This is a genomic window from Kosakonia sp. YIM B13588 (assembly GCF_042788165.1).
Taxonomy (GTDB): domain Bacteria; phylum Pseudomonadota; class Gammaproteobacteria; order Enterobacterales; family Enterobacteriaceae; genus Kosakonia; species Kosakonia sacchari.
Genome location: NZ_JBHZPO010000004.1, coordinates 283,429 through 297,170, shown reverse-complemented (window position 1 = coordinate 297,170; position 13,742 = coordinate 283,429). Strand labels below are relative to the sequence as shown.

Annotated in this window: 9 protein-coding genes; 5 read left to right on the top strand and 4 right to left on the bottom strand. The window is 47.6% G+C overall.

Annotated elements, in window-relative coordinates; translation table 11 throughout:
- The first annotated feature begins 64 nt into the window (after positions 1–64).
- A complete protein-coding gene (locus ACFX4U_RS10470) occupies positions 65–2,746 on the top strand; it encodes a TrlF family AAA-like ATPase (protein ID WP_313508099.1) in 2,682 nt (893 codons plus the stop codon).
- 254 nt (positions 2,747–3,000) lie between these two features.
- Here ACFX4U_RS10470 and ACFX4U_RS10465 read toward each other — a convergent pair whose 3' ends face one another.
- A complete protein-coding gene (locus ACFX4U_RS10465) occupies positions 3,001–6,210 on the bottom strand; it encodes a hypothetical protein (RefSeq protein ID WP_313508098.1) in 3,210 nt (1,069 codons plus the stop codon).
- Positions 6,211–6,563: 353 nt separating this feature from the next.
- Between ACFX4U_RS10465 and ACFX4U_RS10460 the strand changes: the two genes are divergently transcribed.
- From ACFX4U_RS10460 to ACFX4U_RS10445, 4 genes are all read left to right on the top strand, one after another.
- Positions 6,564–6,818 (top strand): hypothetical protein, encoded by a 255-nt coding sequence (locus tag ACFX4U_RS10460; protein WP_313508097.1) that lies wholly within the window; start codon positions 6,564–6,566, stop codon positions 6,816–6,818.
- Positions 6,818–7,492: a hypothetical protein gene (locus ACFX4U_RS10455; RefSeq protein WP_313508096.1), complete on the top strand. Its 675-nt coding sequence runs from the start codon at positions 6,818–6,820 to the stop codon at positions 7,490–7,492. Before ACFX4U_RS10460 ends, ACFX4U_RS10455 begins: the two co-directional genes overlap by 1 nt.
- A 140-nt stretch (positions 7,493–7,632) precedes the next feature.
- A complete protein-coding gene (locus ACFX4U_RS10450; RefSeq protein ID WP_313508095.1) occupies positions 7,633–9,654 on the top strand; it encodes an acyltransferase family protein in 2,022 nt (673 codons plus the stop codon).
- Between the two features lie 461 nt (positions 9,655–10,115).
- The gene (locus tag ACFX4U_RS10445; RefSeq protein WP_313508094.1) at positions 10,116–10,397 is read left to right on the top strand and encodes a hypothetical protein; all 282 of its coding nucleotides are present in this window, start codon (positions 10,116–10,118) and stop codon (positions 10,395–10,397) included.
- A 44-nt stretch (positions 10,398–10,441) separates the two neighbouring features.
- On the opposite strand, the gene ACFX4U_RS10440 is transcribed toward ACFX4U_RS10445, so the two are convergent.
- The 3 genes from ACFX4U_RS10440 to ACFX4U_RS10430 are packed head-to-tail and all read right to left on the bottom strand — an operon-like array spanning position 10,442 to position 13,731.
- Complete coding sequence (locus tag ACFX4U_RS10440; RefSeq protein WP_313508093.1) at positions 10,442–11,986, bottom strand: conjugal transfer protein TraG N-terminal domain-containing protein; 1,545 nt, start codon at positions 11,984–11,986, stop codon at positions 10,442–10,444.
- A 10-nt stretch (positions 11,987–11,996) separates the two neighbouring features.
- Entirely contained in the window at positions 11,997–12,335 is a 339-nt protein-coding gene (locus ACFX4U_RS10435; RefSeq protein WP_313508092.1) for a hypothetical protein, read from the bottom strand.
- A gap of 1 nt (position 12,336) precedes the next feature.
- Positions 12,337–13,731, bottom strand: a complete 1,395-nt coding sequence (locus tag ACFX4U_RS10430) for an integrating conjugative element protein (protein WP_313508091.1) — start codon at positions 13,729–13,731, stop codon at positions 12,337–12,339.
- Positions 13,732–13,742: the final 11 nt, after the last annotated feature.

Sequence of the window (13,742 nt, the reverse complement as noted above, 5' to 3'; positions counted from 1 at the left end):
AAATGGCAACAGAACGATAACCTCATTATTATAAGAGAAATACTCTCATTATAAAGGATCGTCTGTGAAAGGTTCAGAATGGAATAAATGGGATTTACATATTCACAGTCCGATGACATGGCAGGCCAATGGTTACTCCGGCCAATGTGATATAGAGCGCTATGTACATCTGCTCGGAGAGAAGCAACTTTCTCTTGTCGCCGTGACCAACTATTTTTATTTCAGGCAGAATGAGCTGGAAACGATCAGGGAAGAGATTGCCCGTCAGGGTCTCAATATAACCGTGCTGGGAAATGTGGAATTCCGCCTTGATCAACAGAACAAGGCCGGGGATTTTATTAATGTCCATATCCTTTTTTCAGATAAGGTGAGCACCGAGCGTATTAACGAAGCCCTAGCCCGTTTTCCGCTCCGGTTAACAGACGGCGACAGAAAGGCCATTTACTGCTGTGAAAAGAGCGTCACGGAGAGCGGCCATGGTGTGGATACCATTGTGGTGGCGTTCAGTCCACTGCTTGAGCATCTCAGTTCCGCATTCCGCCCGTTCAGGGATTACTTAGTGGCCGTCTGTCCGAACGGGTATGGCGGTTATCGGCCCGACGCAAATGGGCGCTCTGCGGCAATCGCAACCGAGATCGACCGTCAGGGACAGATTATTTTCGGCGGAAAGGGTGATCGTGAATTTTTTCTGAGAACGAATCGTTATGACGGTGCGGGCGTCAAACCCGTCTTCCTCTGCTCCGATGCACACCGGGTGGAGGATATCGGCAACCGTTACACCTGGGTAAAGGCGCTTCCGACCTTCGAGGGGCTTCGCCAGGCGTTACTGGAGCCTGAAGACCGCCTGAGGCTCGGGGATGAGTGGCTGACTGAGCTCACGCCAAAAGCACATTTCAGTCAGATCGATATTGAAGGGACGATTTTTGATGGTCAGGAAATCAGCTTTCGGAAGCTGTCCATCCCCCTTAGTCAGGATATGGTGGCGATCATTGGCGGCCGGGGCACCGGTAAAAGCCTGCTGCTTGATGCACTCCGTTCCCGCTTTGCCGGTACCGCGGCACGGGGAAGCGAGCAACGTGAAGTGAATGTTCAGTATCTAAGCATTGAATTGGATAAGGCCAATGGTGAGAAGATCCGATTTGATGCCCGTTCAGAAGGGTATGAGTATCTGCATGTGTCTCAGGGGGAAATCAAAAAACTCTGCCAGGAGCCAGGGCTCATCAGTGATGAGATCAAGAAAATGCTGAGGCTGACACCGGTTCATGAGGCGGGTGATACGGCCGCACAACTGGCAGAAAACCTCAGCGCCTGGCGTGCCTGGCGTGAATTCAGTTTGTACAGGAATGAGCATTCAGAGCCGGTGAATACGCGTGAGTTTCAGCAGCAGATCATCAGAGCCGCTCAGGAAAAAATAGAGGTTCTCACAAGTGACCGCAATAAGGCATTGATTGAGACGTTTCGTGAAAACAGCCGGCGTCAGACATTGCTGGTTCAGATGCGGGATAAATTAACGGGTATACGTGCGGACATTGCGACGGCCGAACATAACCTGAATGCCAGCATAGCGGCTATTAATGCTGACGCTACCGCTCAAGAATCGATCCCGCTTGTAGATCTGTCAGCACAGACAGAGGCTATTGCGCGCAGGCTTCTATCCGTGCAGGAGCAGACGGCACAGTTCGGGCGTGATAACGACGAGATAATTGGCGCTTTCCGCGAGCAGGGACTGGGACAGGACATCACAGGGTTGCTGGAAAAAGTACATGAATATCAGCGTCAAACGGAGGTTGCGGAAACGCATCTGCGTGAAATAGCGCGTCGAGAGACACAGTACCAGACCGGACTGGAACAACGCGCCAAGGTTGCGGCTGAATTCATGGATGGATTGCTGTCCAGACAGGGGGTTATCGATACGGCTTTCGCGTCGCTAACCACAAAACCACATCTGACGCAGGACCAGCAGGCCCTGATACAGGACATTCTTACGGATATCCGCATTTATGGACAGCCACACTTTGATATAAAGGCCTTTTATGACGGGATGCTCAGTTGTCTGAACAGGGGACGATTCAGGGCAAGCGGGGAGCTGACCTCTGTTGACAGGCTTCGGGAGGTGTTCAGGGTCAGCGGTATTGATGAGTTTCGGGCACTGCAGGCAAATGAACCCATGCTGGTTCTGCCGGAATTTTCGGACAGAAAACTGACCGTCGAAGAGTTCTTCTGGCGTGATGAATATTTTAACAGTCAGGGACCGGATTCACTACTCAGCTATCTGTTCAGCCCGGAGCAGATCCAGCGCTATCTGAACGTCAGGGCGGAATTTGAATACAAAGGCAAAACGGTCGAAAAACTGTCAGCCGGTCAACGGGGAACCTTCTATGTCTGCCTTAAGCTGGCGACGGACGCCTTCGGATCTCCGTTTGTATTCGATCAGCCAGAAGATGACCTAGACAATGACTTCATCATGCACAGTCTGGTACCTCTCTTCAGAAAAATAAAACAGTACAGGCAGGTCATTATCGTGACGCATAACGCCAACCTGGTGGTGAACTGTGATGCAGAGCAGGTCATCATCGCCACTAATAATGATGAAGTCATCAGTTACCGTAGCGGGGCACTTGAATACGGAGATCATGATGCCCCAAACAGCATGCGCAAGGCAATATGCGATGTGCTTGAGGGAGGGCGTCAGGCGTTCGAAGCTCGTGAGCAAAAATACGGCATGTTGTGGCTTAAAGCCATCTAATGAGTCTCTGAAAGTGAAGGATACATTTCTGCCAATTCAAAAAAGCAGACCGTCGACAGGCCTGCATTTTTCCGCATTTAGTTTTTTCGGATCTGGAGATAGACGGCACGGGAACAAACCAGCAGCATCGAGAGTAGGCTGGCCAACAGTCGTGGCCCCGCCTGAAAGGATTCTTGGGAAAACTTTTCCCCTCACAACCTGCACGCTGTGAGGGTAACGACTGTCCGACCAGCGGACCATTTGTAATTTTCATTTCATGATGCGTCTTCACCCAGTAAGGCCTGTAAACTAACGGAGTCTTTACAGAGAATAAAGCCGACTTTAACCTGACCACTGAAAACAGCCTCTCCTTCATAATGAGAATGCAAAGCTATTTCCAGTGGTTTACCATCAACCTCATTAGCATTAAAAGTGAAAATGCTCTCTCCATCACTTTTGATTTTATACTCTTCAAAAAAACTTTTATTAACAAGCAGGGTATCAATAGAATCAAAGTGAGGCCTGATATAGACCGAACAGGTGGTATTTTTTCCGCTAATCTTTAGATTGTGCTCTTCATCATAAAACAAATTACCTGTCTTAGTCCCGACATAGTCTAAAAAATTCTTTCTGTATTCATCAAATTCCTCCCATAATTTCTTATCACTCACAATGAGATAGTCATCTTCCTGGAGGCCATCATAATCATGAACCATACTAATAATTTCGGCGAATGACGTAATATCAATACAATTTTGAGCAGGTTGACGACTCAGCAAATCGAGCAAGTCAAGTACATGCTCAGTGACTAACTTGGAGGCACGATGTTCTTCCCATTGATATATCTTGCGAGCAAATTTATCAGTCACATCCTGCTTATCCATCTGGACAATTACATGTTTCATAATATTGCTGTTAACAACATGACTCACAGAAATATTTCCAAAGAGTGCAAATGGGAATTGCTTCTTTATGCTCTTTGAAAAGAAGTCAGAAATATTTTTTCCGAAATTTTCCAGGATAGTTTCGCTGACTGGGGATTGTATTATGCTTTGCTGCCTATGATTGGTAAAAAGGTCAAGATAGTCTTGTACCAGTTCAGACACTTTTTGACGCCGCTCGTTGAAAACGTCTTCAGCAACAAAAGCTGCCCCGGAGAGTTTATTGATAGCATTGAACAGTGAAGCCAGATTGCTTACGATTTTTTCTAATAGCTGATACGAAAATAGATCAGATGCAACAATTGTTTTCATTTTAGATGAGACCGAATTTATACCGCCGCAACGCAATACAGACAACTCCGCTATCTGGGGGATGAGATCCTCAATTCCCCCAAGGCGTCTTCCCATATAGGTTCGCCCGCTTACCAGGCTTTTACCATGTGCTGATGATAATTTCCTTATAATATTCCCGGGTGAATTTGTTGCATCCCCGCGTTCGCTTTTATCCCAGGTAAGCAAACGGATAAACACGTCGATGATGTCTGTACTCGTAGCCATACTATCAGACAGGCGTTCAAAACCACCGGTATTTTCGACAAGACTCCCTTCAAGCAGAGTGCTGACAGCAAACTGACATTGTGTGTTTTGAACGGCAACGGGTTTGCTAATGATAAAAGCAGCAGTTAAGAGTCGAAGATCGGTCAGTGTGTTTTTATAGAAAATATCGAGCTGTTGAGGAATTTCAACTGGTTTTCCTGCAGGTGTTATTTCTGGTCTGAAAACAATTTTTCCATCCAGAGTCGCCTGTGTAACGATAAACTCCTGCCAGATAAACAGACCCGAGTGATGACTTTCATAAGAACCTCGGGCTTTATGGAACCAGCGGTTCATTAAGTCCACCGCCCAGTCAACAGAGACTGACTCGCCTGACAGCACTGCACATGCGACTATGTCGGGTAAGGTGAAAAGGTGCTCTTTCAGAGAGTCATGGTATAACTGCTGACCTCCGGTTTTTTTTGATATGTATTCCAGACCATCAATCCACCCTTCCCAGATTTCGACAAAATCCCTCAGAAGGGCCTCATAACTCTGACGCTGGGTTAAATCAAGCCTCCCCGTGCTGGCATGGCCCCAGCGCACGAGGATGTCCCACGAATAAAAGGTATACATCAAAGCAAGCTGTATTTCTTTGAAGGAAATGCTTTCTCTTTTAGAACACAGCATTCCTGGAATATTCATACATTTTGTATAAAATCTCTCAGATACATCAATGCGTATAACTGCCTGCCGGAAAAGCTGATAAATCTCTGTATATAATTTATCAGTAAAACTACGATCCCAAAAAATGTCATCTGCCAATAACAAAAGATTATCTGTCTGCTGCCCTTGCCTGAAGTTAAATCCGTCCGTAAAAGTTGTTATGTCACGACTGAATCCTTCAATAGCTTCGTCAAAGGCATTAATATCAGCACTGGCTAACGCATCAATGGCATCACCCAAAAGCCCTTTGATTATTCTGTCTGTTGCGATATGACGTTTAGTAGCAATGCCTGTGCGGAAACAACGTGTTAATAAATTTATCAGAACATGCTCTGACTCAATATTTTTAACTTTAAACAGAGGTAGGGTTTCGAACTCACCCCGGCTATCTAGCCTCGAAAACAACGCAATAGCTATTTGTTTTTTCTTTAAACGACCATGCATATTTACAAGCCAGAGAATAATCTTCAATGGCCTCATATAGATATCTTTAATGACTTCTTGTATTGAAAATTCACTTTTTATAACAGAGTAATCATTTTCGAAAGAATAATCCTCAAAGGTCAGGTTGCTATATCTTTCATTTTTGATAATTTGGCTTTTAACCGGGTTGTTTAAAAAAATGCTATGCAGTTGACTTTTCACATGCGCTGATAAAATGTCGGCAGTGAGGTAGCGTAACACCATTCTTTCGCGTTTTTCATCGTCAAGGACACTGAGGCTTTGCACAAAGAACCAGACAGAAAGCGCAATGTTAAGCATCATCCAAATAATACTTATTCCACAAATTATCGCATAATTATAGTTTCCGACGAATGTCCTCAGCAATAATCCGCAGAGCATGAAGCCGGAAAGACATAACCCGCTCAGACCTGCCAGCATGAATCCGGAATAGGTCTGATACGCTGCGTGTACGATTTTCCGGGCTGATTTCCTCTGAAATATCACACTGACAAGGCCAACGACCATGGGATAGACAATACCTATAATGGTAAGCTGTCCCCCCAGGAGGTTTATCTGCGCGTCAAACAGGGTATACCAATCAGGAAACCACTCAGCTATATATGGTTTTATATAACTTTTACCTGAGACCATTACAATGAAAATGGCCGCAAAAAACGATATCAATATAAGCATTGCCTTTACGTAATGCTTTGAACCTGAGACCAGTATTTTTTCAAAGCCGTTCCATTTCAGTGCCATGTATGATTGATTTACATGAATGTTGTCACGGATAAACTTATGTGTCTGGTAGCTAATGCTGTCTAGGATTTTTTTAAGCATATTGGCTCATTAATATAAATATTATTATTTATATACTGTGATAGAGAAAGGTCATGTGAGTCACTTTACCATTACCCATCTGAATTTTCTTCCATCAAGCATCCAGTTCGAGTTGCTTCCGCATTCGCCAGTCTGCCTCTGCACTCCCTTTAGACTGCAGCTGTGGCTAAGGTGAATATCTTTCCTTCTCTGGCTGCCGGAAAACGAATCTGCGCGGCGGGAACGCGGCAAAGGATATGAATTAAAAGAAAGATAAATAAAAGCATATGAGAAATGATAACAATCATAATCAATAAAATCATTTGTGATATGATTTTAACCCTTGCAGCACATAACCAGACAGGGAGTGCAGGATGAAAGAAGAAGTGTCGTTTTCACTCAGCTATGAAGAACTGTACCTGAGCGCAGAAACCGTGATACGGGAAACCCTGCAGGTAACATCCGGACCGGTAATGAAGGATGATATGCTCCGGGGTGAGCTCCGGGGACTCATCCGTTTATGGGACAAGGCAGCCGTGAAAACAGGCCGGGGCGACCTGGATCTGTACCGGGACAAGCGAAGACTGCAAAAACTGGCAGGCCTGCCTGAAGGGAAAGGGGACGAGTGATGAGCAGTGTCCGCCACCGCACGTCACCCCTGCAAAGGTGTATTCTGATAGTGCTGGCCGCGCTCGATGCACAGCAACCGGGCACGTGCGTTCCGACCCGTCTCATCGAAAAATTGCTCACCGGGGGCGGTCACGGTCCGGTGTACGGTCCGAACCTGCGCGCATCCTGCCGGCGCATGGAAGCGGCAGGCTGGCTGCGAACCCTGAGGGCGCCGAACCTGCAGCTGGCCGTGGAGCTGACGCCGGAGGGTCAAACACTGGCTACGTCGCTGTTGGCAGACGAACAGGCGCGGGTGCAGGCAGAACAGCGTGCGGCAGAGGTGCATGTTCTGCCACTGGTTCCGGCCATTCCGGAAGGCAGCCCGGGACCGACCGGTGATGACATCGTAATCAGTCTTAATGGCGTCCCGCATACCGCCTGCCGGGGGGATTTTGTGATACGCCTCGACGGGACCACCTGCCTGCAGCTGTGGAGCACCGGCGGCCGGGTCACCCGCCTGGAAGGCGATCCCCTGCAGGTGGCCGGCTGGCTGCAGGCCTGCCATGCCGCCGGAATCGCGGTCGGGGTGCAGGTCAATGAGAGCCCAGTGCCGGCGGAAGTACACCGGTCACCGCAGCACACATACCCCGATCAAGATGCAACAGACACACTCCATGGGGAAGCACGAACATGAAATTTAGCGGTCAATGATAATTATATCTGGTTCGTCATTATAACTCGCGATGATCTTACTGATCAGAAAACCAAAAATACAAGAAAGGGAAATGCAGTGTTAAGTATTAATAATATAAATATGTTAGGGATCCTAAAAACATGGATTTAGCTTTAGATAATCAAACGAAAAGTCAGGTCTCTCAGGTTTACAGAAAGGATATTGACGGACTTCGTGCTGTTGCCGTCGTGCTCGTTATATTATTTCATGCTGGCGTGTCACTTTTTCCCTCAGGGTTCATTGGTGTGGATATTTTTTTCACTATTTCGGGATTTCTGATTACCGGAAAAGTTATCAGTGATATCGAAAGAAACAAATATTCAATAACCAATTTCATAGCCGGTCGATTATGGCGCCTGCAGCCAGCATTGATTACAACCATGCTAGCAACATGTATCGTTGCATCCTATTGTTATATGCCTGCCGATTATGAAGTCTTTACGAAAAGCGCAAAATACACTGCCTTATTTTTATCAAACCAGTTCTTTGATAAGCAAAGTGCTACCTATGCATCACCAGATGCGGATTACTTCCTGCTTTTACACACATGGTCTCTGGCCATCGAGTGGCAATGGTACTTATTCTTTGCCCTTTTCGCAGCCCTGCTGACGGTGCTGATCAACAAATCAGCAATCAGGGTGACAAGGAAGTCGATGCTTTGTGGGTGGCTGGTTCTAACCTTCATCGCAACCGTTATTTTACTCGTAACGAGTCTGTTTACTTACACGCAGCACTATTACTCACTAACAATGAGAGCCTTTGAGTTCCTGATCGGCGGAAGTACGGCGTTGTTGATTATGCGCCTGCCACCGGTCCATAAGATACTGAGCAACATTCTGGCCGCCAGCGCCATTGCAATCATTGTGTGGATCGCAGGAGAAAGGATTTCTGTCGATTTCTATCCGAATACCTGGACACTTCTTGTCTGCGGTGCCACCGCATTATTATTTTTAAGCCGTAACGCGGTTGTGAATAATTTTTTAGAGCTGGCACCTGTGAATTATACAGGAAAGATTTCGTACTCCCTGTATCTGTGGCACTGGCCAGTTTTTGCCATATTTAACTACCTGGGGTATGCCCTGACAGGAAAGTCCCTGTTTGTTGCCCTGATAATTACTTGCGTTATGGCTGTAATCTGTTACCACGGTATTGAAAATCGCCTCCGACGGGTACGGGTTTCGTTTGTAAAAAGTGTCGTTCTGCTCGTTTTGGTTCCGGTTGTGGTGACTATGACGCTGTTCTCTGTAACTGAAAAAACAGATGGTCTACCTCAGCGTTTTAGCGCTGAATATAATCGCTCGTTCCAGTTGCTGCATGACGCCACAGACAGAGCTACATTGCGTTTTGATTGTCATGGCGGTAACCAAATTCTTGCTGACTGCCATTTCGGTGATTATAAAGGGACTAAAAAAGCCTTTTTAATAGGAGATTCTAATGCCAACCATTTCTGGGGATTCTATGATGTTCTGGGCAAAGATGCCGGGGTTAAAATGTATTCCCTGTCTACATCCACATGTCTCGCATTACCCGGAATTTACCAGTTTGACTGGTGGAAATATAAAGGAATTAAATATGAAAAATGCCACAACAACACCCAAAAATATTACGATTACATTAAGAAAAATCATTATGATTCCGTGATTATTAGCCAGGTATGGGGTAATTATTTTGGCCCATACCTGATCAATCACGACGGAGATGAGAGAAGCGTAGCGCTTTCCAGCAAGCGCTACGAAGATGCTCTTCGTTCAGCCTTGCAGATTATCACTGCCGCAGGGTCTAAACCTATAATCATGTTTACAATAGCGAGAATGCCTGAAAACTACCAAAGCTGCATAAATCAGCATGTTATTCACAGGTATCCATTTGATATCAACGAGTGTGATAATCAAAATCCCGGAAGAAATAATGGTGAAAATGTGATGGAAATGATGAACAGGATGAAGAGAGAATTTCCAACACTGACGTTTATTGATTCAAAGTCAATTCAGTGTGTTAGCGGAAAATGTGTCTCTAACGTCGATGGCGTGACCGTGTATCGTGATGAAGGACATCTAACGGACTATGCCTCATACAGGTTTGGTCAGATGTATATCGAGCAATTCGGTAACCCACTGAAATAAGGAACTACCAGCAGTCCCGTAATGCTGGTCGGGCAAAGAGTAAAGAAAAGGGCGCTGAAGTGCCCTTTTCTTTATGTTATTAAGTAACAACCAACGGTGTTAACAATCAATTCAAGGCTCCACTCCGGAATGGCCTAAATCTCCGTTAGCCCGTCTGGCCGCCACCGGCGAACACCTGGCGGCGCAGCTGCAGGACACCAAGTGGGGCTGAAGGAAACCCGGGAGGATGGCCGTGCGCTGCAGGCAGAGCTGCTGGCCCTGGCACGCCACGACGGGAAGGCGAAGAAATGAAAGTGGAAATACAGGCCCGCGTGAAGGCCTAAGGCCTTCCGCCGCGCACTGGGGCTCGTTGCCAAGGAACGCGCCGGTGAGCCGGTGCCCTCCCCTATAGTGCTTAATAATTTGCGTGTATAGGGGATTTTTAGTAGCTTATTTATTAGACAAAATGAGGAGTCATTACCATGAGCGAGGACGGTTTCAATAAAGATGACCTGAGCAGCACCTTTGCGCGTTTCACCACAAAACGCCGCAATATCGTTTGCGATGAATCCAAGCTGAAGCGGAAAAAACCTGAGCCGGTAAAACTTACGAGTGCAACACAAGAAATTGGTTGTGTGATTTCATCTGTGCTCACCTCTACCGCTAAAGCGGATGTCACAAAAGACAAACAGGACCAATATAAATCTCCTATCCGTTACAGCTGGGAGAAAAAAGGTATTAACGGTGGTTCTAACAGTTTTTAATCTTATGAAGCGATGGCATAACCACCGCTTCATATAGCCATCAGTTATCCTTTGCTTAATCCTGATTTAATCCCGCCTGAAGCTGCATCAATCGCCACCCCTTGAGCTTTTTTACCTGCTTCCGAGCCAGCATCCGTAGGCATTTTAGAAGCATCACTGAAGTTGTTAGCCATATTACCAATTCGAACTCCAGCCCAACTCAGCATACCAACCCAGAACATCGGAAAGACCAGGTACATCATCCCCAGTACCAAGTTCATAATCCATCCATCAGCCGTTGAACTAAAGAAAGCAGCGAAAGGCACCGAGCTGTTTGCAATCCCCTGCTCAGCCATATTGTCATAAAGGATAGTAATCAATCTGTCATCAAGCCAGCCTGCCAGTTCCCACCAGAACGTAATGAACTGAAGAGCGAATAACGCGAATGAGATAGTAAAAATGGTTTTCGGATCGTAGGCGCTGAACATCATTAACGCAGGAATGACCGTGATTATCATCATCAGCAATAATGCCTGGATCATCGGCAGTGCCTGCTTCATTGCATCAAAACCAGGTAACGCTTCGGCCTGTTTCAGTCCAAGACCAATAGACGAGGTAAGGCGTGTAAGATTACCAACTACTCCGGTGGTTGTATCGCTACTGCCAACAGCATAAGTGGTACCGCCCCCGGACAGATCTGCGTTACGTGGGCTGACAAGCCAGCGCAGGGCGATTTCTTCCCACTGCTGTCCAGGGAACTGGCGCTGCATCTCCTTACGTGTGTTATCACTAAAGCTGGCCAGAACTCGTTTGCGAAGCCCGGAAGTACCATCGGACCACCACGTCTTACATGTTGGATATCCACCTGCACCTGTATCTGGATAGCCACTGTCCCGGCTACTGTTGTAAGGCCACTGGCTACGTGGCGTCATAGCCGTGTAGTAGTCATAATATCCGGAAGTATTCAGGAAGTAGTTGCTACCTATCCAGCCCACAGAGTTGATGGTGGCATCACTGAGCTGGCTGTTGCTGTTTTTCAGTCTGAAATATGCTCTCGAGTAACATTGATCTGCAAATTCCTGGACCTCCTGCAACAACACAGGATCACGCAGCTTCGTGTTCTGAACGTCAAAACGCATCTGCCGCAAATTCGTACCGCATGGGATTGATGCAATCATTGCCTGCGTTGTGCCCTTCGACATCATATGCAGGAGATACCACCAAACTGGAACCTCGGCCGTACGACCGTCAAAATCGTTAACGAGTCCCTTGTAGCCAGAATTCTGTGGCGTCGGCACACTGACGCCGCACTGTTTAGCGCGCGAGCTGTCGAACTTGATTGTGCTGATATCAACCGGCAACAGCGGAATACAGCAAAAGAGCATCACAAGATAAGACACATACAGTGCATGTTCGATTCGCGGAAGGGCAAGAAGCCCTTTGTTCCCCTCGTCAGCCCCCTCCTCCCTCACTTTCAGCCAGACGCCAAGAACCCTGATCACCAGTGGCAATGCAAAAAGGCCCGTATTGCTGAGAATGCTCCACATGGCATTATTCATTACCCAGCCAAAGAGAACGAGAAAATATTCCAGAAAACTGTTTGCGGTCATCGTCCTCTCCTTACACAGCGCTTGTCCAGGCCACATATTCTGTGGCTACCAGGAACAACACCCCCATCAGTTCCATACGCACAAGACGCGGACGTCCGTCCGGCCAACGGATTAATGCCTGTGGGCGTACCTTCAGTATCCAGGCGGTAATAAGGCAGCCATAAAGAACCAGTCGCCAGGCAAACAGTCCCCATCGGCTGTCATGCAACCAGCGCCGTGTGATGTGGCCATCAGGGTCGTAAGCCATAAATACCGCTGCGATAGCAAACATGCTGGCCGTCATCAACAGAATGAGCAGCACCATAAGGAGAATGCTGCCAATATGGCCGCTGAACGGGTTAAGTCTCATATCAGTTTGCTCCGGAAGACTGAGACTGGCCCAACTGGCTGAAGCCCTGGTCCTCGTTACCGGCTTTCTGCTGCAGACGGTTATCCTGATTCCTTGTTCCCTGCCGTTCCAGTGCCGTAAGCAGACTGTTATTGCTGATAGATTTGCGTAACTCCATCTCATTACGCAGCGCCGTCAGCTCGCGATCGAGGGCATCGATGCGGCGATCACCCTCGGCAATAGCTTCCGGCTGCTCTGCAGCATTAGGTTCGGATTCACCGGTGGTGAGCATCCTGCGCATTGTTAGCGCGGTTTCAACGGTATCGGACATCGCCAGTTCGCCGGCAAGCCGTTGAACCAGGGCCGCTTTGTCTGGATCGTCACGTAATGCCTGAATTACCCCGCGGGTGACAACCAAACTGCCGGTTTTCAGTGCGGAAAGGTTATCAGTGGTGGGCTGCAGTTCACCACTAACCAGCTTACTAAGCTGCTCCAGATTCTCTTTCGTGGCATCCTCTAGGATGGGAGAAAAGCCAGTACCAGCGACAGCACTGCCCGGCTGGTTATCGGTTCCACCACTGGTACATTCACTGGTTTCCCTGCAAGTCCTGATGGAGCGATCACCAAGCACTTTAACAACGGCCGCTGCGGCCTCTTCAGAAGATTTATAACGTTGGCATGCGGTACCATTGCAGCTCGAGGAGCCGACGCTGCTGTTACTGGTCACTGGCAAATTATTCATCATGTTATAACCAGCTTTGGCCAGATCCCGAGTGGGTTGAATTGCGGGCTGCCCCTTACCTCCCCTTTTCTGCCCACCGACCCACGTCACGCCTTCCTCTCCAGTTGCTTTTTGCAGTTTCTGGTCGCTGGAAACCGCATCGCCACCACTTGTGGCCACAATATCTTTGTACTCTTCAGAGACGGCTACCTGCTGCCATTTATTGCCAATGGTATAATCAGCCAGCTTCTTCGACATACTCTGACAGTTCAACATCGCTTTATCAAAGCTCAAACCGGCCTGCAGAACGCCATTGGTGAGCATTTCATACAGCCCGGGGTTTGCGCGCTGAATAGCCATTGCCGGCATACTCATGACAGCACCGGTCGCCCCCTGAATCACATTCCCCATCAAATCCTTAAACCCGCTGGTAATACCATTCAGCTGGTTGCCAACGGTTGTTTTGATGTCGAAATTGCCACACATCAGATCACTGCTAAGGCCACCATTAATGCCTATCCTGGACATATTGTTACGACTGGGCGGGGGTGAAATAACCGAACCGCCACCAATAGAATAAAAGAGCCCATCGCTGATAGCGTTACCGCTAACTGACGCCCCCGATGAAGACAAAGAGATATCAGCTGCCATTGCCGGCAGCGAGGCAAAAATCAGTAAAAGTCCTGCTTTTTTCATGTTCTGAACCT

Excerpts from the sequence above, each read along its gene's own strand:
- ACFX4U_RS10465 (WP_313508098.1), bottom strand. The coding sequence starts at position 6,210 with ATGCTTAAAAAAATCCTAGACAGCATTAGCTACCAGACACATAAGTTT.
- ACFX4U_RS10430 (WP_313508091.1), bottom strand. The coding sequence starts at position 13,731 with ATGAAAAAAGCAGGACTTTTACTGATTTTTGCCTCGCTGCCGGCAATG.
- ACFX4U_RS10435 (WP_313508092.1), bottom strand. The coding sequence starts at position 12,335 with ATGAGACTTAACCCGTTCAGCGGCCATATTGGCAGCATTCTCCTTATG.
- ACFX4U_RS10455 (WP_313508096.1), top strand. The coding sequence starts at position 6,818 with ATGAGCAGTGTCCGCCACCGCACGTCACCCCTGCAAAGGTGTATTCTG.
- ACFX4U_RS10440 (WP_313508093.1), bottom strand. The coding sequence starts at position 11,986 with ATGACCGCAAACAGTTTTCTGGAATATTTTCTCGTTCTCTTTGGCTGG.
- ACFX4U_RS10460 (WP_313508097.1), top strand. The coding sequence starts at position 6,564 with ATGAAAGAAGAAGTGTCGTTTTCACTCAGCTATGAAGAACTGTACCTG.
- ACFX4U_RS10445 (WP_313508094.1), top strand. The coding sequence starts at position 10,116 with ATGAGCGAGGACGGTTTCAATAAAGATGACCTGAGCAGCACCTTTGCG.
- ACFX4U_RS10450 (WP_313508095.1), top strand. The coding sequence starts at position 7,633 with ATGGATTTAGCTTTAGATAATCAAACGAAAAGTCAGGTCTCTCAGGTT.